The organism is Curtobacterium sp. MCPF17_031 (genome assembly GCF_003234035.1).
Classification (GTDB): Bacteria; Actinomycetota; Actinomycetes; order Actinomycetales; family Microbacteriaceae; genus Curtobacterium.
In genome coordinates this window covers 39091-58899 of record NZ_QKSG01000006.1, presented here as the reverse complement: position 1 = coordinate 58899, position 19809 = coordinate 39091, and the positions used below count along the sequence as shown (strand labels likewise).

Annotated in this window: 16 protein-coding genes; 4 read left to right on the top strand and 12 right to left on the bottom strand. The window is 70.1% G+C overall.

Annotated features, from left to right (window positions below; genetic code table 11):
- Positions 1-26: 26 nt before the first annotated feature.
- The 4 genes from DEJ31_RS10120 to DEJ31_RS10105 form a co-directional block, all read right to left on the bottom strand.
- On the bottom strand, positions 27-1412 hold the full coding sequence (locus tag DEJ31_RS10120) for an MFS transporter (protein ID WP_111121785.1): 1386 nt from the start codon (positions 1410-1412) through the stop codon (positions 27-29).
- Positions 1413-1432: 20 nt separating this feature from the next.
- Positions 1433-2578 (bottom strand): cystathionine gamma-synthase, encoded by a 1146-nt coding sequence (locus DEJ31_RS10115; RefSeq protein WP_111121784.1) that lies wholly within the window; start codon positions 2576-2578, stop codon positions 1433-1435.
- 196 nt (positions 2579-2774) lie between these two features.
- Positions 2775-4139, bottom strand: a complete 1365-nt coding sequence (locus tag DEJ31_RS10110) for a cystathionine beta-synthase (protein WP_110902655.1) — start codon at positions 4137-4139, stop codon at positions 2775-2777.
- A 152-nt stretch (positions 4140-4291) separates the two neighbouring features.
- Positions 4292-6190: an ABC transporter ATP-binding protein gene (locus DEJ31_RS10105; RefSeq protein ID WP_110902654.1), complete on the bottom strand. Its 1899-nt coding sequence runs from the start codon at positions 6188-6190 to the stop codon at positions 4292-4294.
- A gap of 210 nt (positions 6191-6400) precedes the next feature.
- Between DEJ31_RS10105 and DEJ31_RS10100 the strand changes: the two genes are divergently transcribed.
- Together DEJ31_RS10100 and DEJ31_RS10095 are read left to right on the top strand one after the other, a co-directional pair.
- Positions 6401-7813: an APC family permease gene (locus tag DEJ31_RS10100; protein ID WP_110902653.1), complete on the top strand. Its 1413-nt coding sequence runs from the start codon at positions 6401-6403 to the stop codon at positions 7811-7813.
- A gap of 465 nt (positions 7814-8278) precedes the next feature.
- Positions 8279-8923, top strand: coding sequence for a hypothetical protein (locus DEJ31_RS10095; RefSeq protein WP_146243134.1), 645 nt, complete (start codon positions 8279-8281; stop codon positions 8921-8923).
- 161 nt (positions 8924-9084) lie between these two features.
- Here the strand turns inward: DEJ31_RS10095 and rplL are convergent, their stop codons facing one another.
- From rplL to DEJ31_RS10075, 4 genes are all read right to left on the bottom strand, one after another.
- Positions 9085-9468, bottom strand: coding sequence for a 50S ribosomal protein L7/L12 (gene rplL / locus DEJ31_RS10090; protein WP_110902651.1), 384 nt, complete (start codon positions 9466-9468; stop codon positions 9085-9087).
- A 51-nt stretch (positions 9469-9519) separates the two neighbouring features.
- A complete protein-coding gene (gene rplJ, locus DEJ31_RS10085; protein ID WP_110902650.1) occupies positions 9520-10035 on the bottom strand; it encodes a 50S ribosomal protein L10 in 516 nt (171 codons plus the stop codon).
- A 299-nt stretch (positions 10036-10334) separates the two neighbouring features.
- The gene (locus DEJ31_RS10080; protein ID WP_111121783.1) at positions 10335-11927 is read right to left on the bottom strand and encodes a cell wall metabolism sensor histidine kinase WalK; all 1593 of its coding nucleotides are present in this window, start codon (positions 11925-11927) and stop codon (positions 10335-10337) included.
- Positions 11928-11941: 14 nt separating this feature from the next.
- A complete protein-coding gene (locus DEJ31_RS10075) occupies positions 11942-12682 on the bottom strand; it encodes a response regulator transcription factor (protein WP_181421472.1) in 741 nt (246 codons plus the stop codon).
- 318 nt (positions 12683-13000) lie between these two features.
- Here DEJ31_RS10075 and DEJ31_RS10070 point away from each other — a divergent pair, with 318 nt between their 5' ends.
- Positions 13001-14533 (top strand): ABC transporter permease, encoded by a 1533-nt coding sequence (locus DEJ31_RS10070; RefSeq protein ID WP_111121782.1) that lies wholly within the window; start codon positions 13001-13003, stop codon positions 14531-14533.
- Between the two features lie 65 nt (positions 14534-14598).
- Entirely contained in the window at positions 14599-15330 is a 732-nt protein-coding gene (locus DEJ31_RS10065; protein WP_258366257.1) for an ABC transporter ATP-binding protein, read from the top strand.
- A 110-nt stretch (positions 15331-15440) separates the two neighbouring features.
- Here DEJ31_RS10065 and DEJ31_RS10060 read toward each other — a convergent pair whose 3' ends face one another.
- The 4 genes from DEJ31_RS10060 to DEJ31_RS10045 form a co-directional block, all read right to left on the bottom strand.
- Positions 15441-16379, bottom strand: coding sequence for a hypothetical protein (locus tag DEJ31_RS10060; RefSeq protein ID WP_110902646.1), 939 nt, complete (start codon positions 16377-16379; stop codon positions 15441-15443).
- 110 nt (positions 16380-16489) lie between these two features.
- On the bottom strand, positions 16490-17329 hold the full coding sequence (locus tag DEJ31_RS10055; RefSeq protein ID WP_110902645.1) for a carbohydrate ABC transporter permease: 840 nt from the start codon (positions 17327-17329) through the stop codon (positions 16490-16492).
- Positions 17322-18314: a carbohydrate ABC transporter permease gene (locus DEJ31_RS10050; protein ID WP_181421471.1), complete on the bottom strand. Its 993-nt coding sequence runs from the start codon at positions 18312-18314 to the stop codon at positions 17322-17324. Before DEJ31_RS10050 ends, DEJ31_RS10055 begins: the two co-directional genes overlap by 8 nt.
- A 95-nt stretch (positions 18315-18409) precedes the next feature.
- On the bottom strand, positions 18410-19711 hold the full coding sequence (locus DEJ31_RS10045; RefSeq protein WP_111044379.1) for an ABC transporter substrate-binding protein: 1302 nt from the start codon (positions 19709-19711) through the stop codon (positions 18410-18412).
- Positions 19712-19809 lie beyond the last annotated feature (98 nt).

Below are 19809 nucleotides of genomic sequence, written 5' to 3'. Positions count from 1 at the left end.
TTCCTCCTCGTTCCGGGTCTGCCACGCTACCCGCCCGGCCGCGGCGGCGGCGGGACCGCGCCGAGTCGTCGGACGGCGACGAGCCCCACGAGGGCGATCAGGGTCATCGCCACGAACACCAGTGTGAACGCGAGGGGCTCGTCCCGACCACCGGCGCCCGTGAACAGCAGCCCGGCCACCGCGAGCCCGACGACGCTCCCCGACGCATCCGCGATCGTCAGCGCTGAGCTCGCGAACCCGTCGTCGCCCTCGCGCGAGAACCGGAGCGTGAGCATCGAGGTCCGCGGGTAGGCGACTCCCATCCCCGCGCCGCCGACGAACCACCCGGCGACGAGCACCCAGGCGGGCAGGTCGAACAGCGCCACCGCGAGCGCCGACAGCAGGCTGACCAGGACCAGCCCGAGACCCGCGCCGAACGCACGGGCGGCGGGCAGCCGGCTCTCGCCGAGACGTCCGTGCGCCCAACTCGCCGACGCCCAACTCAGTGCCGCCACGGTCAGGGCGAGTCCGGCAGCCGAGGCGCTCAGTCCGTGCTGCGCTTGGAACAGGAACGGGACGTAGGCCTCGCTGCCGAAGAACCCGGCAGCCAGGACCCCGCGGAGCAGGACCACCGACGGCAGGCCGGGCCCGCCGGTGAAGGTGCCCCTGGGCAGCAGTGGGCGCAGCGCAGACCAGGCGCCGACGAGCCCGACCAGCACCGCGGCGACCCGGACCGGGACGGGCAGGTCCGGGGCCAGGTTGAGCAGCAGCACCGCGGCAGCGGCGGCGACCGACCACCCGATGCGCCCGCGGTGCCATGGCGGGCGGGCCTCCAGGACGGGTGGGTGCAGGCGGCGGAGCGTCGGAACCAGGCACGCGAACGCGACCACCGCGATGCCGAGGGCACCCGCGAAGACCCAGTGCCAACCGAACGCGTCGGTCACGATGCCCGCCAGCGCCGGACCGATCAGTGCCGGCACGACCCACGCGGCCGCGAACCCGGCGAACACCGCCCCGTGCAGTTCCGCGGGGAAGACCCGCGCGACCAGCACGTAGAGGACCACGTCGATCGCGCCCGCGCCGAAGCCCTCGACCAGACGCCCGGCGAGGAACACCGGCATCGTCGGGGCGAGCATCACGATGGCGGTGCCGAGCGCGAACAGCGCGGCGGACACCCATGCGACCACCCGGCCGCCCGCCTGGTCGGTCCAGTTGCCTGCCAGGACCATGCCCGGCACGCCGGCCGCGAGCGGTGCCGCGAAGCTCAGGGAGTACAGCGCCTCGCCGTCCAGGTCGGCGGCGATCACCGGCATGATCGTCGTCATCGCAAGGTTCTGGAACGCCGAGACCGCCACGATCGCGACCATGCCCACGGTGGCGACGAGGTGCCGGCGCTCGAAGAGGCTCGGCCGCGGCGCCGTCGTGGAGGTCACCCGTTCATCGTAGGACGGGGTCAGCGCTCGAGTGCCTGCTGCACGTCCGCGACGAGGTCACCGGCGTCCTCGATGCCGACCGACAGGCGGACGACGTTCTCCGGGACGGCGAGCTCGGTGCCCTTGACCGACGCGTGCGTCATCTCGCTCGGGTACCCGATGAGGGACTCCACGCCGCCGAGCGACTCCGCCAGCGCGAACAACTCGGTCGACTCGGCGAACCGCTTCGCCGCCTCGGGGCCACCGGCGAGTGCCACCGACAGCATGCCGCCGAAGCCGCGCATCTGCTTGGCCGCGACGTCGTGTCCCGGGTGCTCCGGCAGGCCCGGGTAGTAGACGTGCTCGACGGCCGGGTGGGCGAGCAGCGCCTCGGCGACGGTCTGGGCGTTCGCGGAGTGCCGTTCCATGCGGACGCTGAGGGTCTTGATGCCCCGGATCGTCAGCCAGGCGTCGAACGGGGACGAGATCGCGCCGCCGCCGAACTGCACGAACTGCACCTTGTCCGCGAGCTCCTGGTCACGCAGCACGACAGCGCCGCCGACGACGTCCGAGTGCCCGCCGAGGTACTTCGTCGTCGAGTACACGACGACGTCGGCACCGAGCGACAGCGGCTGCTGCAGGGCCGGCGACGCGAAGGTGTTGTCGACCACGACGAGTGCACCGGTCTCGTGTCCGATGGCGGCGAGGGTCTCGATGTCCGCGATCTTCATGAGCGGGTTCGTCGGGGTCTCCACCCACAGCACGGTCTTCGCCGGGCTGTCGGCGAGCGCGGCACGGACACGGTCCGGCTCGCTCATCTCCACCGTGACGAGGTCGATGCCCCACGGCACGTGCAGGCGGTTCGCCAGGCGGTGGGTGCCGCCGTAGACGTCGTTGCCCATCACGATCCGGGCGCCCGGCTCCAGGTAGGCGCGGAGCAGGGCGTCCTCCCCCGCCAGGCCGGACGAGAACGAGTACGCCGCGACGCCGCCGTCCAGGTCGGCCAGCAGGGTCTGCAGCGAGTCCCGCGTCGGGTTGCCGGAGCGGGAGTACTCGTAGCCGCCCCGCAGCCCGCCGATGCCGTCCTGCACGTAGGTCGACGTCAGGTACAGGGGCGGGATGACGGCGCCGGTGGGGCCGTCGGGCTCCTGGCCGGCGTGGATGGCGCGGGTGCTGAACTCGGTCATGTCGCGGGTGCCCCTTCCTGGAGGCTCGGTGCGGTCTGGGTGGGGCGGTGCGGGTGGGCAGCGTGGTTGCGGTGCTGCGGCCCTGCGGGCGGCTGTCGTGCGGGCTGCGGTCGTGCTTGCTGCTGTCGTGCGGGCTGCCGTCGTGCTTGCTGCCGTCACGCCGTCGCCGTCTGGGCGGCGTTCGCGGCGGCGGCCGTCACTCGGACAGGTAGGTGAGGAGGTCGTGGCGGGTGAGGACCGTGACCGGCTTGCCGTCGCCGACGACGAGCAGGGCGTCGGCCCCTTCGAGGGCGCGACGGGCTGCGGACACGGACTCGCCGATGCCGATCAGGGGCAGCGGGTCGCCGACGAACGGGGACAGAGCGTCGGCCATGGCCGCGGCTCCGGTGAAGACCTGCTCGAGCAGGGCCTTCTCCTCGATCGCGCCGACGACCTCGCCCATCACGACGGGAGGTTCGGCGCTGAGGACGGGCATCTGCGAGACGCCGTACTTCGTCATGATGTCGATCACGTCGCGGATGGTGTCTGACGGGTGCGCGTGCACGAGATCGGGCAGGCGGCCGTCCTTGCCGGCGATCAGGTCCCCCACGGAGCGCTCGTCGTCGGTCTCCGCGAAACCGTAGGACCGCATCCACCGGTCGTTGAAGATCTTGCCGAGGTAGCCGCGTCCCCCGTCGGGCAGCAGGACCACGACGACGTCGTCCTCGGACAGCGACTCGGCGGCACGGAGGGCGGCGACCACGGCCATGCCACTCGACCCGCCGACGAGCAGTCCCTCTTCACGGGCGAGGCGCCGCGTCATGGCGAACGAGTCGGCGTCCGAGACGGCGATGATCTCGTCCGGCACGCCGGCGTCGTACGCGGGCGGCCAGAAGTCCTCGCCGACGCCCTCGACGAGGTACGGACGGCCGGTGCCGCCGGAGTAGACGGAGCCCTCGGGGTCGGCGCCGACGATCCGGACGCGTCCGTCGGAGGCTTCCTTGAGGAACCGACCGGTGCCGGAGATCGTGCCACCGGTACCGACACCCGCGACGAAGTGGGTGAGCTGCCCTTCGGTGTCGCGCCAGATCTCGGGACCCGTGGTCTCGTAGTGGCTGCGGGGGCCGTTCGGGTTGGCGTACTGGTTCGGCTTGTAGGCGCCGGGGATCTCGCGCACCAGGCGATCGGACACGGAGTAGTAGGACTCCGGGTCCTCGGGAGCGACGGCGGTCGGGGTGACGACGATCTCGGCGCCGTAGGCGGTCAGGACGTTCCGCTTGTCCTCGCCGACCTTGTCGGGGAGCACGAACACGCAGCGGTACCCGCGCTGCTGGGCGACCAGGGCGAGGCCGACACCGGTGTTGCCCGAGGTCGGTTCGACGATCGTGCCGCCGGGGCGCAGGTCACCGGACGCTTCGGCAGCGTCGATGATCCGCGTCGCGATGCGGTCCTTCGCGGAGCCGCCCGGGTTGAAGTACTCGACCTTGACCAGGACGGTCGCCCGGAGCCCGGCGGTGACCCGGTTCAGCTTGACCAGCGGGGTGTCGCCGACGAGGTCGACGACGGAGTTCGCGTAACGCACCCGACGAGTCTAGGCGGGCGGTTCCGCTGTGCGTCCTCCGGCGACGGATGCTCAGCCAGGGCACACCTGGCGCCGCTCCGATCGGGCACCGGTGGTCGGCCGCGGTCTGCCGCCGGTCTGCACGCCAGGTGGGCCGCCGGTCAGCCGCCGCGTCAGCTCCGGGCGGTCACGACCGGGTCGCTCTGCTGCTCGTGCAGCGTCGAGTACGTGCCACCGAGCGCGAGGAGTTCGTCGTGCGTCCCCTGCTCGATGATCTGGCCGTGGTCGAGGACGAAGACGACGTCGGCATCACGGATGGTCGACAGCCGGTGCGCGATCGAGATGGTCGTCCGCCCGCGGGCCGCGGTGTCCAGCGCCGCCTGTACGACACGCTCCGAGATCGAGTCGAGCGCACTCGTCGCCTCGTCGAGCACGAGGACCGGCGGGTCCTTGAGCAGCACCCGGGCGATCGCGATCCGCTGCTTCTCGCCGCCGGAGAGCCGGTACCCCCGCTCCCCGACGATCGTGTCGTAGCCGTCCGGGAACGACGCGATCGTCTCGTGGATGTTCGCCGCCCGCGCCGCACGCTCCAGCTCGGCGTCCGTCGCGTCGGGCTTGGCGTACCGCAGGTTGTCGCCGATCGACGAGTGGAACAGGTAGGTCTCCTGGCTGACGATGCCGATGTGCGCCATGAGGTCCTCGTGCACGATGTCGCGGACGTCCTGCCCGGCGAACCGGACGGAGCCCGCCGTCGCCTCGTACAGCCGCGGGACCAGGTACGAGATCGTGGTCTTGCCCGCGCCCGAGGGTCCGACGAAGGCCGCGAACTGCCCCGGCTGCAACTCGAACGAGACGCCGCGCAGGGTCGGCTTGTCCGGCTCGCCGTCCGGGTAGGCGAACGAGACGTCGTCGAAGGCCACGTGCCCGACCCGACGCTCGTCGACGGGCTTCGCCGTGGGGGCGTCCGTGATCGCGGGCTCGAGGTCGAAGTACTCGAAGATGCGGGCGAACAGCGCGCCGGAGGTCTGCAGGTCGAGGACGACCCGGAGCAGGCCGACCGTCGGGAACAGCAGCCGGGACTGCACGGTCGTGAACGCCACGATCGTGCCGGCGGTGATCGGGATGCCGCCTTCGATGAGGTACGCGGCCACCAGGTAGATCACCGCGGGGATGATGGACAGGAAGATCTGCACGATCGCGAAGAACCACTGACCGGACATCTGCTGGCGGACCTGCAGCCCGATCTGGTTGCGGTTCTCGTCGCCGTAGCGGTGGATCTCGCTGCGCTGCTGGTTGAAGCTCTTCGCGAGCAGGATCCCCGACACGCTCAGGGTCTCCTGCGTGATCGTCGTCATGTCCGACAGCGACTCCTGGGTCTGCGCGGCGATGCGTGCGCGGACCTTGCCCACCTTGCGCTGCGCGATCACGAGCAGCGGGAGGAGCACAACGGCCACGAGGGTCATCTGCCAACTCAGCAGCAACATCGCGACGACGGCCGCGATGACCGTGACGGTGTTGCCGAGCACCGACGAGATCGTGTTGTTCAGCACGCTCGCGACGCCGCCGACGTCGTTCTGCAACCGGCTCTGGATCACGCCGGTCTTGGTCCGGGTGAAGAACGCCAGCTCCATGCGCTGCAGGTGCCCGAACAGCCGCATCCGCATGGCGCCCATGACCCTGTTGCCGACCGTCGCGGTCAGGTAGGTCTGCCAGACGCCGATGCCGGCGCTGAGGATCCACAGCCCGATCATGCCGCCGACCAGTTCGGCGAGGACCGGCACGTCCGGACGTCCGCCGGGCGGGAACAACCCGCGGTCGAAGGCCTGCTGGGTCAGGAGGGGCGGGATCACCGAGACCGCGGCCCCGACGAGGACGAGGACGACGGTCAGGCTGATCGAGCGACGGTGCGGGACGAAGAGCGCCGCGATGCGCCGGAGCAGGTGCGGGATCCGGGGCGCTTCCGCGTTCGCGGCACGCTGCGCGTCCGGGTCCCCACTGGAGATCCGGCTGCGGCCGTGCCCGCCGCCCGGCCCACCACCACGCATCCCGCCGCCACCGGCGACGGCGCCCATCTGACTCATCGACACCCTCTCCACGCCTCGCGGCGTCGTCCTCGCATGAATGTACGCCCGCCCACCGACCCGGCCCGACGCGTTCGCCGACGGCTGTGGACGGAGGTGATCCGGGCCTCCCGCGTGGAGGACCGGACGCGTCCGGTTTGGACCCCGTCCGGGGGCCGTGGGACGATGACCCGTCCCCCGCCAGCGCTCCCGTGAGGTCCCATGTCGTCCGCGCCGTCACTCGCCCGTCAGCTCCTCCGGCGGAAGCCCGTGGAGCAGCTCCGCGCAGAGGCGGCGGAGGGGGTCGACGGACAGCCGCTCCGCCGGACCCTGGGGGTGTGGCACCTGACCATGATCAGCGTCGGCGCGACCCTCGGCACCGGCATCCTGGTCGTCCTCGGCACCGCCGTGCCACTCGCCGGGCCCGCCGTCTGGATCTCCTTCGTCCTCGCCGGCGTCGCTGCGCTGCTCTCGGCACTGTCCTACGCGGAGATGGCCGGTGCCGTCCCCACCTCCGGGTCGAGCTACTCCTACACGTACGCGACGATGGGCGAGGGCATCGCCTGGGTCTGCGGGTGGTGCCTGGTCCTCGAGTACGCGGTGTCCGTCGCCGCCGTCGCCGTCGGTGCCAGCGAGTACGTCGACGAGACCCTGCGCGTCTTCGGACTGCACCTGCCGACCGCGCTGTCCGCGCCTCCGGGTGACGGCGGGGTGGTCAACCTGCCGGCGGCCGCGCTCGTCCTCGTCGCGATGCTGATCCTGCTGCCCGGGGCGAAGGAGAGCGCCTGGGTGAACACGCTGATGGTGCTCGTGAAGATCGCGCTGCTGGTGTTCTTCGTCATCGTGGCGTTCTCGGCGTTCCGGGTCGGGAACTTCGAACCGCTCGCCCCGATGGGCGCGGCGGGCGTCAGCGCGGCGGCCTCTCGGCTGTTCTTCTCGTACATCGGGTTCGACGCCGCATCAACCGCCGGCGAAGAGGCGAAGGACCCCCGCCGCGACCTGCCGCGCGCCATCATCGGGTCGATCGCGCTCATCACCGCGCTGTACATCCTGGTGGCCGTCGCGGCGATCGGCGCGCGGTCGTGGACGTCGTTCTCGGCCGACGAGGCCTCACTCGTCCGCATCGTCGTCGACGTCACCGGGCTGCCCGTCGTCGCGCTCGTGTTCTCGGTCGGTGCCGTCATCGCGATCGCCAGTGTCGTCCTCACCGTGCTCTACGGCCAGACCCGCATCCTGCTCACCATGGCGCGTGACGGTCTCGTGCCGAAGGTGTTCGGCCGGGTGTCCCCGCGCACCGGGACCCCGATCGCGAACACGCTCATCGTCGGCATCGTGGTCACGATCGTGTCGGCGCTCCTCCCCCTCGGGGAGCTCGCCGACGCGACCAGCATCGGCACCCTCATCGCGTTCGCCCTCGTGAACGTCTCGGTGATCGTGCTCCGTCGGACCCAGCCGGACCTGGAACGGTCGTACCGCGTGCCGTTCTTCCCCGTGGTGCCGGTGCTCGGAGTCCTGTTCTGCCTGTTCCTGGCGGTGACACTGGGCTCGGGGACGTGGATCGCGTTCGGCATCTGGATGGTCGCCGGCGCCGTGCTCTACGTGGCCTACGGCCGCCGCCACAGCACGCTCGCGTAGCGGCCCTGGCCCGCGGCCGCCCTGGCCCGAGTTTCGCGCCCAGCGACACCACTCGCGCTCAGGAGCCCGAACGGTGTCGCTGGGCGCGAAACGTACTCGTCCTCCACAGTGGCGCCACCACGGGCCGCCGTCCACAGCGCGAGCATGGCGAGACCGACGGAGCGATCCGGAACCACACGATGGGCCATGGAGCACCACCGGAAGCGACCGCACCTCCTCCGAACCGACATGGCCGATCGCAGTGCCGCGAGAGCAACGCAGCGAGCGCACCGGTCTGGCGACGTCGTCCTGATCCGGCAGGGCGTGTACATGCCCCGCGGAGAGTGGGAGGCGCTCGAGGAGACCGGACGGCACCTCGCCCGGGCTCGTGCGGTGGCTCCCGAGCTGGAGGAGGGAACGGGTTTCTCGCATGTCACGGCTGCCCTCGCTCTTGGCTGGCCGTTGATCGGGCCAGCGCCAGAACGCGTGCACGTCATCGATGACCGCCGCACCACGACCGTGCACCGAGCCGGCCTGGTGCGGCACGCGGGTCCGCTCCCCGCAGTGGACCCCGTGCGACTCGACGGCGTACCGGTGACGGCTCCGGTCCCCACGGCTGTCGCGCTCATCGTCAGTGCGCCGGTGCACGTCGCAGCAGTCGCCGTCGACGCCGCGGTCCGAGCACGGGTCATCGAGCCATCCCGTCTCGCCGAGGAGCTCCCCCTCGGTCCGGCCCGCGGCTCAGCCCGTGCTCAGCTCGTCCTGTCCGCGCTCGACGAGCGACACGAGTCACCCGGGGAGTCGTTCACGGCGATCCGTCTGGTCGAGATCGGAGCGCCGGCGACGATCCCGCAGCACGAGTTCGTCCTGCCTGACGGGCGACGTGATCGCGTCGACTTCTGGCTCCCGAGCCGGGGAGTCGTGGTCGAGTTCGACGGGAAGCAGAAGTACCGCGATCCGACGATGATCGGCACGTCGGACCCGGCGGAGGTGCTCTGGCGCGAGAAAGTCCGGGAAGACCGGATCCGGTCTCGGCCGGAGGTCCGAGCGGTCATCCGCGTGACCTGGTGGCATCTCGTCGAGCCAGACCGCCTGCGAGCACTCTTCCGGGCGCACGGTGTCCGGCTGTGAGCGGTGGGACTTTTCGCGCTCAGCGACACGGTTCGCGGGTCCGGCCGCGAACCGTGTCGCTCAGCGCGAAAAGTCGCCGCCCCCGGCCCGCCCGCGGCCCCCGCACACGACGAAGGCCGCCGCCCCGAGGGGCAGCGGCCTTCGTGACCAGAAGGTCGGACTCAGACGAGCTCGACGGTGGCGCCGACGGCCTCGAGGGCAGCCTTCGCCTTGTCGGCAGCTTCCTTGTTCGCACCTTCGAGGATCTTCGCGTCAGCGGTCTCGACGAGCGCCTTGGCCTCGCCCAGGCCGAGCGACGTGAGGCCACGGACCTCCTTGATGACCTGGATCTTCTTGTCACCGGCCGACTTGAGCACGACGTCGAATTCGGTCTTCTCCTCGACCTCCTCGGCGGGGGCAGCAGCGCCACCGGCCGCGGCGACCGCGACGGGGGCAGCAGCGGTGACCTCGAAGACCTCTTCGAACTTCTTCACGAAGTCCGAGAGCTCGATGAGCGTGAGCTCCTTGAAGGCCTCGATGAGCTCGTCCTGCGAAAGCTTCGCCATGATTTTCTCCTACTACTCAGTACGTGATGTGGTTGTGGAACGCGTGCCTGGTCAGGCCGCGGACTCCTGCTTCTCGCGGAGGGCGTCCACCGTGCGGACGGCCTGCGAGAGGGGTGCGTTGAACAGGTACGCAGCACCGAACAGCGAGGCCTTGAAGGCGCCGGCGAGCTTGCCGAGCAGCACTTCGCGGGACTCGAGGTCGGCGAGCTTGTCCACCTCGGTCGCGGAGAGCGGGTTACCGTCGAAGTAACCACCCTTCACCACGAGCTCGGGGTTCGCCTTGGCGAATGCACGCAGCGACTTCGCGACGGCGACGGTGTCACCGTGGACGAAGGCGAGAGCGGACGGACCGGCGAGCTCGTCGTCGAACGACGTGATGCCTGCCTCGTTGGCCGCGATCTTGGTCAGCGTGTTCTTCACCACGGCGTACGTGGCGTGCTCACGGATCGAGTTGCGGAGCTCCTTGAGCTGCGCGACCGTGAGACCGCGGTACTCGGTGAGCAGAACGGCGTTCGAGCTACGGAAGGACTCCGTGAGCTCGGCGACCGCAGCTTCCTTGTTCGCCATGGTTCTCCTTGGGGTTCTTGCTGGCAGCCCCGGGTCCCATGGCTGTGGTGAACACAACCCGCACACGAAAAAAGCTCCGGCGCAGAGGCTCGGAGCTGCTCCCGCACGATGTGTGGGAGTGGTTCTGAACACCTGCGCGGGCTGCCTCGTGACGAGGACCTTCGGTCACTGTCCATGCGTGAGCACGGCAGCGACGACCAGCGGTCTTTGGCTGAACAGAACGGTACCACAGCCCGGGCGCGTTCCGGAACCTCGGGTCCAGCCTGGAGGCCCGCCCCACCTCCGCCCCGCCGGTCCGGTCAGGAACGCCCCGACACCTCGGCCCACGCGTCCGACGCGCCCGATGCCGCGGAGTCCGACGCGTCCGATGCCGCGGAGTCCGACGCGTCCGATGCCGCGGAGCCGACCGCTGCACCGGCCGTACCCGCATCGGTCACACCTGCGCCAGCAGCAGCACCACCAGCACCAGCCGTCTCCGCGCCGCGCTCCGGCAGGTGCACCGTGAACACCGTGTCCCCCGGCTCGCTCGCCACGCTGACCCGCCCGCCGTGCGCCTGCACGACGGCGTCGACGATCGCGAGTCCGAGTCCCGTCGACCCCGCGGTCCGCGACCGCGAGCTGTCGGCGCGGGCGAACCGCTCGAAGAGCTTCGGCAGGAACTCGGGGTCGATCCCCTGCCCGTCGTCGCGGACGGTGAGGTCGACACCGCCGTCCGACGCCGGCGCGATGCCGACCGTGATCCGCGTGCCGTCGGGCGTGTGGGTCCGGGCGTTGGTGACGAGGTTGACGATCACCTGGTGCAGGCGTGCGGCGTCGCCGACGACCTCGACGGGTTCGGACGGCAGGTCGACCTCGATCGGGTGGTCCGGCGAGGCAGCGTGGGCGTCGTTCACGGCGTCGAGCACGAGACCGGTCAGGTCGACGTCGGCGAACTGGATCTCGCGGCCCTCGTCGAGGCGGGCGAGCAGCAGCAGGTCCTCGACCATCGAGGTCATCCGGACGGACTCCGACTCGACCCGGCTCATCGCGTAGACGACGTCCGGCGGCAGGTCGGCACCCATCCGTCGGGTGAGTTCGGCGTACCCGCGGATCGATGCCAGGGGCGTCCGGAGCTCGTGGGAGGCATCCGCGACGAACTGCCGGACCTTCTGCTCGGACCGCTCCCGGGCCTGCATGGCGTTGCCGATGTGCCCGAGCATCCGGTTGAACGCGGTGCCGACCCGGCCGACCTCGGTCGCGGGGTCGGCGTCGGGGACACGGACGCCGTCGAGGGCGTTGCTGCGGTCGAGCGGCATCCGGGCGACGGTGGAAGCGGTCTCGGCGACGCGGTCGAGTGGCCGGAGCGCTCGTCGGACCGCGGCGGCCGCGACCAGGGAAGCGGCGAGGAGGGCGAGCCCGGTGACCACGAGCACCACCCCGAACAGCTTCCACACACTCTCGTACACCGGGGCGAGGGGCAGGCCGACGACGAGGACCGCGGGCCCGACAGCGGCCGCCGTGACCCGGTAGCGCCCGACGTCGGAACCGAGGGCGATCGTGTGCGGGCGCCCGTCGACACGGAGCCCGCTCAGTGGCCGGACGACCGCGCTCGACAGCTGGTCGACCTTGCCGGAGTTGTCGAGCAGGCTCCCCGCGACCACGTTGCCGTCGACGACGTAGACCGTGAGCGTCCCGGCCGCCTGGCCCGACGGACGACCGAACTCCGACCCCGGCCCGTTCGGCCCCTGCTGCTCGACCGACCGCTGCGCTCGGTTCGTCGCGTACTGCAACTGCTCGTCGATCGCCGAGCGTTGGATGGAGAACAGCGCGACGATGCTGCCGCCCCCGATCACCGCGCTGACGGCGACGACGAGGGCGACGATGCTCAGGACGAGCCGGCGACGGAGGGTCATGAGGGCGCCCGGCGTCAGGCGGTGGGCTTGATGACGTAGCCGACGCCACGCACGGTGTGGATCATCGGCTCCTCGCCGACGTCGATCTTCTTGCGCAGGTACGAGATGTAGATCTCGACGACGGAGGACTTGCCACCGAAGTCGTACGACCACACCCGGTCGAGGATCTGCGCCTTCGACAGGACGCGGCGCGGGTTGCGCATGAGGAAGCGGAGCAGCTCGAACTCGGTGGCGGTCAACTCGACGGCGCGGCCGGCGCGGGTCACCTCGTACGACTCCTCGTCGAGCACCAGGTCCCCGACGACGATGCGGGAGTCCCCGGCCTCGCTGACGGAGATCTGCGAGCGACGGATGAGCCCTCGGAGGCGCGCGACGACCTCTTCGAGGGAGAACGGCTTGGTGACGTAGTCGTCGCCGCCGGCGGTGAGCCCGGTGACGCGGTCCTCGACGGAGTCCTTGGCGGTGAGGAACAGCACCGGGGTGTCGTCGTTGTTCTGCCGGAGTCGGCTGAGGACCTGCAGTCCGTCGAGGTCCGGCATCATCACGTCGAGCACCATCGCGTCGGGGCGGAACTCGCGGGCCTTGGTGAGGGCGTCCTGGCCACCGTTCGCGCTGCGGACGTCCCAGCCCTCGTAGCGGAGCGCCATCGAGAGCAGGTCGGTGAGGCTGGCTTCGTCGTCGACGACCAGGATGCGCAACGGGGAACCGTCGGCACGTGTGAGACGCGGGGGTGCGGAGGGCTGGGAGATGGTCACGTCTTCGAGTATCGAGAGATTCCTATGAGCCGTCTGTGGCCCGTCCCAGTGCGCCCTGTGCATCGAACTCGCAGTGAGAGGGGTCGTGATCAGCCAGGCGCACGGCGCGAGCACGAGCGGCCGGTTCCACGGCCAGACGCCCGGCGGGTACGCGGAGCACCTCCGGCGGACCCACGGTGACGCGTCCTGACCTCCATTGCGTCCTCATAGCGGACCGAAGGGGTGCCCTTGGCGGCGCTTCCTAGGTTCTCCTCGTCGGCCCCCGCCGCGCGATCCGCGCGACCGGTGCTCCCGAGCCGGCCCCCACCGAGGAGAACCATGTTCCTGACCTACCTCAGGCGCGAACTGACGAACCGCAAGAAGCAGACGGTGATCATCGCCGTCGGGATGGCACTGGCCATCGCGCTCGTCGTCATCGTGTCGTCGATCGCGAGCGGCGTGCAGTCCGCCCAGTCCAGCGTCCTGCAGTCCGTGTACGGCGTCGGCACCGACATCACGGTCACGAAGACCGAGACCCCGTCGTCGAGCAGCACCGGGCGTCCGTCGTTCGACTTCGGCGACCAGGGCTCGTCGGACAGCAGCAGCGGGTCGACGGACCTGTCCCAGTCCCGCCTCGCGGTGTCCCGCGGGTCGAGCACCCTGAGCGCGGCGAACGTGGCGACGGTCACCGGCACGGACGGGGTCGAGGCCGCGACCGGGGTCCTGACGCTCGAGAACAGCACGTTCTCGGGGCAGGTCGAGCAGAGCGACGGCAGCAGCAGCAGCAGCAGCAGTGACAGCGCAGCACAGGGCGGGCCGCCGAGCGGCACCGACCAGGGCGGCGGCGGCTTCGGCGGCGGCTCGTTCAGCGTCGACTCGTTCACCGTGACCGGCATCCCGGTGTCCGGCGACACGGTCGGCCCGCTCACCAGCACCGAGACCACGAAGGGCCGGACCTTCACCACGGCGGACGCCGGCAAGGACGTCGCCGTGCTCGACTCCGCGTACGCGAAGAGCGAGTCGAAGGCCGTCGGCGACACCGTCTCGATCGGTGGGAAGACGTTCGACGTCATCGGGATCGTCGCCTCGACCGGGTCCGCGTCCACCACCGGATCGAACACGTACATCCCGCTCGACACCGCGCAGACGCTCGCCGACCTGACCGGGAAGGTGACCTCGATCTACGTGTCCGCGGAGTCGTCCTCGGACGTCGCGACGATCAAGACCACGCTGCAGAAGGCGTTGTCGAGCGCGACCGTCTCCACCGAGTCCGACCTCGCCTCGAGCGTGTCCGGCTCCCTCGCGACGGCCTCGACGCTCGTGTCGAACCTCGGCCGGTGGCTGTCGATCGTCGTCCTGGCGGCGGCGTTCCTCATCGCGATCCTGTTCACCATCTCGGGTGTCACCCGACGGACCCGAGAGTTCGGCACGCTGAAGGCCATCGGCTGGTCGAACGGCCGCATCACCCGGCAGGTCGCGGGCGAGTCACTCGTGCAGGGCCTGATCGGCGGCGTGATCGGCGCCGCGGCCGGACTCGTCGGCATCCTCGTGGTGAACGTGATCGCCCCCACGGTCTCGGCGAGCGCCGCCACCAGCACCCGGACCGGGCCCGGCGCGGGCGGTGCCGTGCCCGGAGCGGCCGCGACGGCAGCGGCCGGCAGCGGCACGACCGGCGGCGCCCCCGCGGGCGGCTTCGGCGGCGGCGGGCAGACGACGGCGACCACGGACGTCGTCCTGCACGCCCCGGTCACCGTCGAGGTGATCCTGCTCGCGATCGGGCTCGCGGTCCTCGGCGGACTGCTCGCCGGCGCGCTCGGCGGGTGGCGGGCCTCCCGTCTCCGCCCCGCGGAAGCGCTGCGGAGCGTGGCGTGATGCGGTCGACGAACCGCGAACACCCGACAGCACCCACCATCCAGACGACCGATCCAGGAGCCATCGTGACCACCACCGAGACCGCAGCCGCCACGGGTGGCGTGCCCATCGCCTCCCGACCCGCGTACCGCTTGTCGGGCGTGACGAAGACGTACCGGCAGAAGAACCGCACCGTCACCGCGCTGGCCGGGGTGGACCTCGAGATCCCGCAGGGGCAGCTCGTCGCCGTCCAGGGGCCGACCGGCGGCGGCAAGTCGACGCTGCTGCAGATGCTCGGTGCGCTCGACCGGCCGAGCAGTGGCTCGGTGCACCTGGGCGACCGGGACGTCGCCTCCCTCGGCGACCGTGCCCTCACCGACGTCCGGGCCACCGAGATCGGCTTCGTGTTCCAGAGCTTCAACCTCATCCCGACCCTGACCGCGCTGGAGAACGTCGAGACCGCGTTCGCGGGCAGCCTGGCCAACCGGTCCCGTGCCGAGGTCCGCGGACGTGCCACGACCGCACTGCGTGAGGTCGGCCTCGAGGAACGTCTCGACCACCTGCCCGCCGAGCTCTCCGGCGGCCAGCAGCAGCGCGTCGCGATCGCCCGCGCGCTGGTGAAGGACCCGACCGTCCTGCTGGCGGACGAGCCGACCGGTGCGCTGGACGAGGGCACCCGTGACGAGATCATGGGCCTCATCGAACGGCAGTGGAAGGACCGCGGGCTGACGGTCGTCATCGTGACACACGACTCGTGGGTGGCGCGGCGGGCGGAGCGCCGGCTCCACATCAAGCAGGGACAGGTGCGCGACGTCTAGTCGGCGGCTGATCCGCCGGGCGGGAGGACCGGTCAGTGGCGGGACACCGGTGTTCGTGCGTCGCACCGCGGATCGCCGCGGCGCGGCGCACCAACACCGGTGTTCCCGAGTCAGCCCGCCGTCGTGACCGGGTAGTCGCAGTACGCGAACCACGACGAGTCCGGCGCCCACGGTGGGACGTTCACGGTCCCCTGCCCGCCGTCGAGGGTGACCAGGGTCTCGGGCACCACCGCGATCCGCGCACCCCGTGCCAGGACCCCGGGCAGCAGCCGGAGCTCCACGCGGTGGTCGGCGGGGTGCCCCTGCACGCCCGGCTCGTACGACAGGTACAGCAGGTGTGTGCCGTCCGGGGAGACGTGCGGGAACCAGTTCACCCGCTCGTCGCCGGTGATCTGCACGGGCTCGGTCGACCCGTCCCGCAGCGCGGCGAGCTGTGCGGTGCCGGGGGTGAACCGCTCGGTGTTGAACAGCAGGACGTCTCCGGCGTACGAGCAACCGTCCGTCGGGTGTTCGTCCCGGGTGAGGAAGGTCGGCTCTCCCGTCACGGGGTCGACGAGCGCGACGTCGGTCGTCCAGACGCCGTCCTCGGACAGGTCGCCGACGATGGCGGCCAGCGTCGACCCGTCCGGGGCGATGCCGTGCAGGTAGTACTTCCGCACCACGGGCAGGGCGCGTGCGGTGTCCGTGATCCGGACGCCCGCTCCCCCGGCGGGCAGCGGCACGCGGTACAGCTCGCCGTCGCGGGCGCTCACGACGACGGACTCCCCCGACGGGTCGAGCACGTGGTCGTTGTTGATCTCGGGCACGCCGTCCATCGGCACCGGCACCAGGGCGGTCTCGTCGAGGACGGTCCCGGCCTCCGGCAGCGGCAGCAGCCAGAGGTCCCCGTCGCCGTTCAGGACGAGCGTGTCGGCGTCCAGGACGTTCGGGGCCTCGACGAGCACCGTGTCCGAGGCGAACACCAGCCGCGCGGTCCGCGTCTCGACGTCGTACACGTGCACGCGGCTGGTCTGGCCGGGCAGCAGCTGCCGCCCACGGGTCTCGGTCATGTGTCCATCCTGTCGTGCGTGGTCGGTCGAGCGGCGGCTGGGGCCGCATGACGGACGGGAGGCGCGGTGCGGGACGGACCCGCGCCGCGCCTCCCGTCAGTGGGGTACGGCTACTTCACCGCACCGGCGGTCAGACCGGCGACGAACTGGCGCTGCACCACGAGGAACGCGATGACGACCGGGATCGACACGACCAGCGACGCGGCCATGATCTGGTTCCAGTACACGTTCGTCTGCGTCGAGTACTGCTGCAGACCGACCGCGAGCGTGGAGCCGAGACCGTTCGTCATGACGGAGGCGAAGAGCACCTCACCCCAGGCCGTCATGAACGAGTAGATGCCGACGGCCACGAGACCCGGGCGGGCCGACGGCAGGATGATGCGGAACAGCGCGCCCATCGGGCCGGACCCGTCGACCATCGCGGCCTCGTCGAGCTCCCGCGGGATCGTCTCGAAGTAGCCCGCGAGCATCCAGATCGAGAACGGCAGCGTGAACGTCAGGTACGTGATGATCAGGCCGAGCCAGCTGCCGACGAGCTGGATGCCGAGTGAGTTGCCGAGGTTCGTGAAGATCAGGAACAGCGGCAGCAGGAACAGCACGCCGGGGAACATCTGGGTCGAGAGCACCGTCGTGGTGAAGGCGCTCTTGCCCTTGAAGTTCCACCGCGACACCGCGTAGGCGGCGAACGTGGCGATGATCAGCGAGAACACCGTCGCGACCGTGCAGACCACGAGCGAGTTGACGAAGTACCGCGCCAGCGGGACGGTCGACCACATGTCGATGAACGGCTGGAAGGTGATGTTCGACGGGATCCACGTGAAGTCGTTCTGCACGTCACCGAGCGGCTTGATCGCCGTGGTGACCATCACGTAGAGCGGCACCACCGTGAAGACGGTGAGCAGGACGAGGACGATGACCTTGAAGGACTTTGCGCCCACTGTTTCACGCACGGACGGACCTCCGGTTGGTGACGGCCAGGTAGATGCCGGTGACGACGAGCAGGAAGAGGAGGAGCAGCACGCTCATCGCGGCCCCGGAGCCGAAGTTCCAGGTGATGAACGACGCGTTGTAGATGTGGAAGCTCAGCAGGTCGGCGGCCGGGGGCTGTGCGGTCGAACCGAACAACACGAACGGTGTGTTGAAGTCGTTGAACGTCCAGAGGAACATCACGAGCACGAGGGTGACGTTCACCGGGCGGACCATCGGCAGGGTGATGGAGCGCCACTGGCGGAAGGGCTTGGCACCGTCGACCGACGCGGCCTCGTACACGTCGGCCGGCACGGACTGCAGACCCGCCATGAGCATGAGGAACGCGAACGGCCAGGTCTTCCAGATGGCGACGACCACGACGGCCACGAAGGCGTTGTTGCCGATCAGCCAGAACGGCGGGTTGGCTCCGAACAGGTGCAACTGGTCCACGAGGATGTGGTTCAGGGCTCCGGAGTCACGCTGGAACATGAACTTCCAGGTGATCACACCGGCGTACATCGGCAGCGCGTAGGGGATCAGGAAGAGCGTGCGGAACAGGCCTCGGCCGAGGAACGGCTTCTGCAGCGCGACGGCGGCGGCCATGCCGAAGCCCCAGGAGAGCCCGACCACGAGGATCGTGAACGCGCAGGTGATGAGGAACGAGTTGAGCAGCCCACGACCGATGGCCTGATCGAAGTCAACCGCGACGGAGTAGTTGCGCAGCCCGGCGAACGGGGCGGCGCCCCAGTTCGCGATGAAGTACTTGGTGAGCTGGACGAAGCTGATCCAGATGCCGACGAGCATCGGCACGATGTGGATGAGCAGTTCGAAGAGGATCGCGGGACCGACGAGCGCGTACGGGAGCCACGGGACGCGGCGCTTCCCACGGGGCGGACCCGACAGGGTCGGCGCCTTCGTGTGCGTCAGGTCGATGGCCTCGGAGTCTGGCAGGACCGTCGTGGACATGGGCAGGCCTTCCGGCTGGGGTGGAGGTGGTTCGAGCGGTGGGGCGGGAGGCCCGGACGGCGCCCTCGCGGACGCGATCCGGGCCTCCCGTCAGATCAACCTGCGGCCTGGGAGACCTGGTCCTGGGCCGTCTGCAGCGCGTCCTTGATGTCCTTGTCGGACACCTTCGAACCCGTTGCGATCTTGGCGAACATGTCGTTCATCGCCTTGCCGACCGTGGACTCGAACTGGTCCTCGGCGGGCACCAGCGGGAGCGGCTTCGCCTTGTTGTTGTAGATGTCGAGGAACGTCTTCGTCTGCTCGTCCGTGACGGAGTCGGCCGCGGCAGCGAGCACCGGCAGCGCCGCGTACGGCTTGTCGAGCGTGGTCTGCGTGTCGGGGCTCGTCATGTACTTGACGAACTTCAGCGCGCCCTCCTTGTTCTTCGTGTTCTTGAAGATCGAGAGGTTGATGCCGGCCGGGAAGCTGGCGATCTGCTCGCCGCCACTCGGTGCCGGCAGCGGCACCACACCGAACTCGTCGGACTTCATGCCGAGCGATTCGATGGTGGTGTTCGCGTTGTTCTGGTTGAGGATCATCGCGGCCTTCTTGTTCGCGAAGTCCGCGACCGACTGGTTCGCGTTGTCGTACTGCGCGTTCGAGGGGTTCGCCGCCTTGGTGTCCTGCATCAGGTCGATGTAGCGCTTGATGCCGTCGACGTTCTCGTCCGACGCGAAGGTCGGCTTGCCGTCCTTGTCGAACCACTCGCCGCCGTTCTGCGCCGAGTTGATGAACGCGAAGTGCGCGTTCTCGGTGTACGAGCCACCGGCGAGGCTGAAGCCGTACTTGCCACCGGTGGTGAGCTTCTTCGCCGCGGCGGTCAGCTCCTCCCAGGTGGTGGGGGCTTCGACGCCGGCGTCGGCGAGCATCTGCTTGTTGTAGAACAGGCCGTAGGCGAGGCCGTAGAGCGGGACGCTCGTGACGGTCTTGCCGGGGGCACCACCGGTGGAGAGCGCGACCTTGCCGAACTTGTCGGCACCGCCGATCGCCTTCATCTCCGAGTCACCGAACTCCTGGAAGGCGCCGGTGGCCTGGAGCGAGGTCGCCCAGGTGTTGCCGATGTTCACCACGTCCGGGCCCTGGCCCGACGTGACGGCGGTCTGGATCTTCGTCTGGAGGTCGTTCCAGCCGATGACCTGGAGGTCGACCTTGATCCCGGTCTCCTTGGTGAACTTCTTCAGGACGGGGGTCAGCACCTCCTTGTCGTTCTGCAGGGAGGTGCCCTGGTTCGACGCCCAGTAGGTGAGCGTCTTCGAGTCGCCGGCGGAACCGGACGACCCGGAGGAGCAGGCTGCGAGGCCGGACACGGTGAGTGCCGCGGCCGCGGTGATGGCCAGTGCGCGGATGGCAGTGCGCATGACTCTCTACTTTCTCGTCGTTGAGATGGTGCAGGAGGGTGGTGCTCGGTGGTGGTGCTGGGTGCTGCTGTGTGGGACGGGGCAGGGTCGGGTCGGAC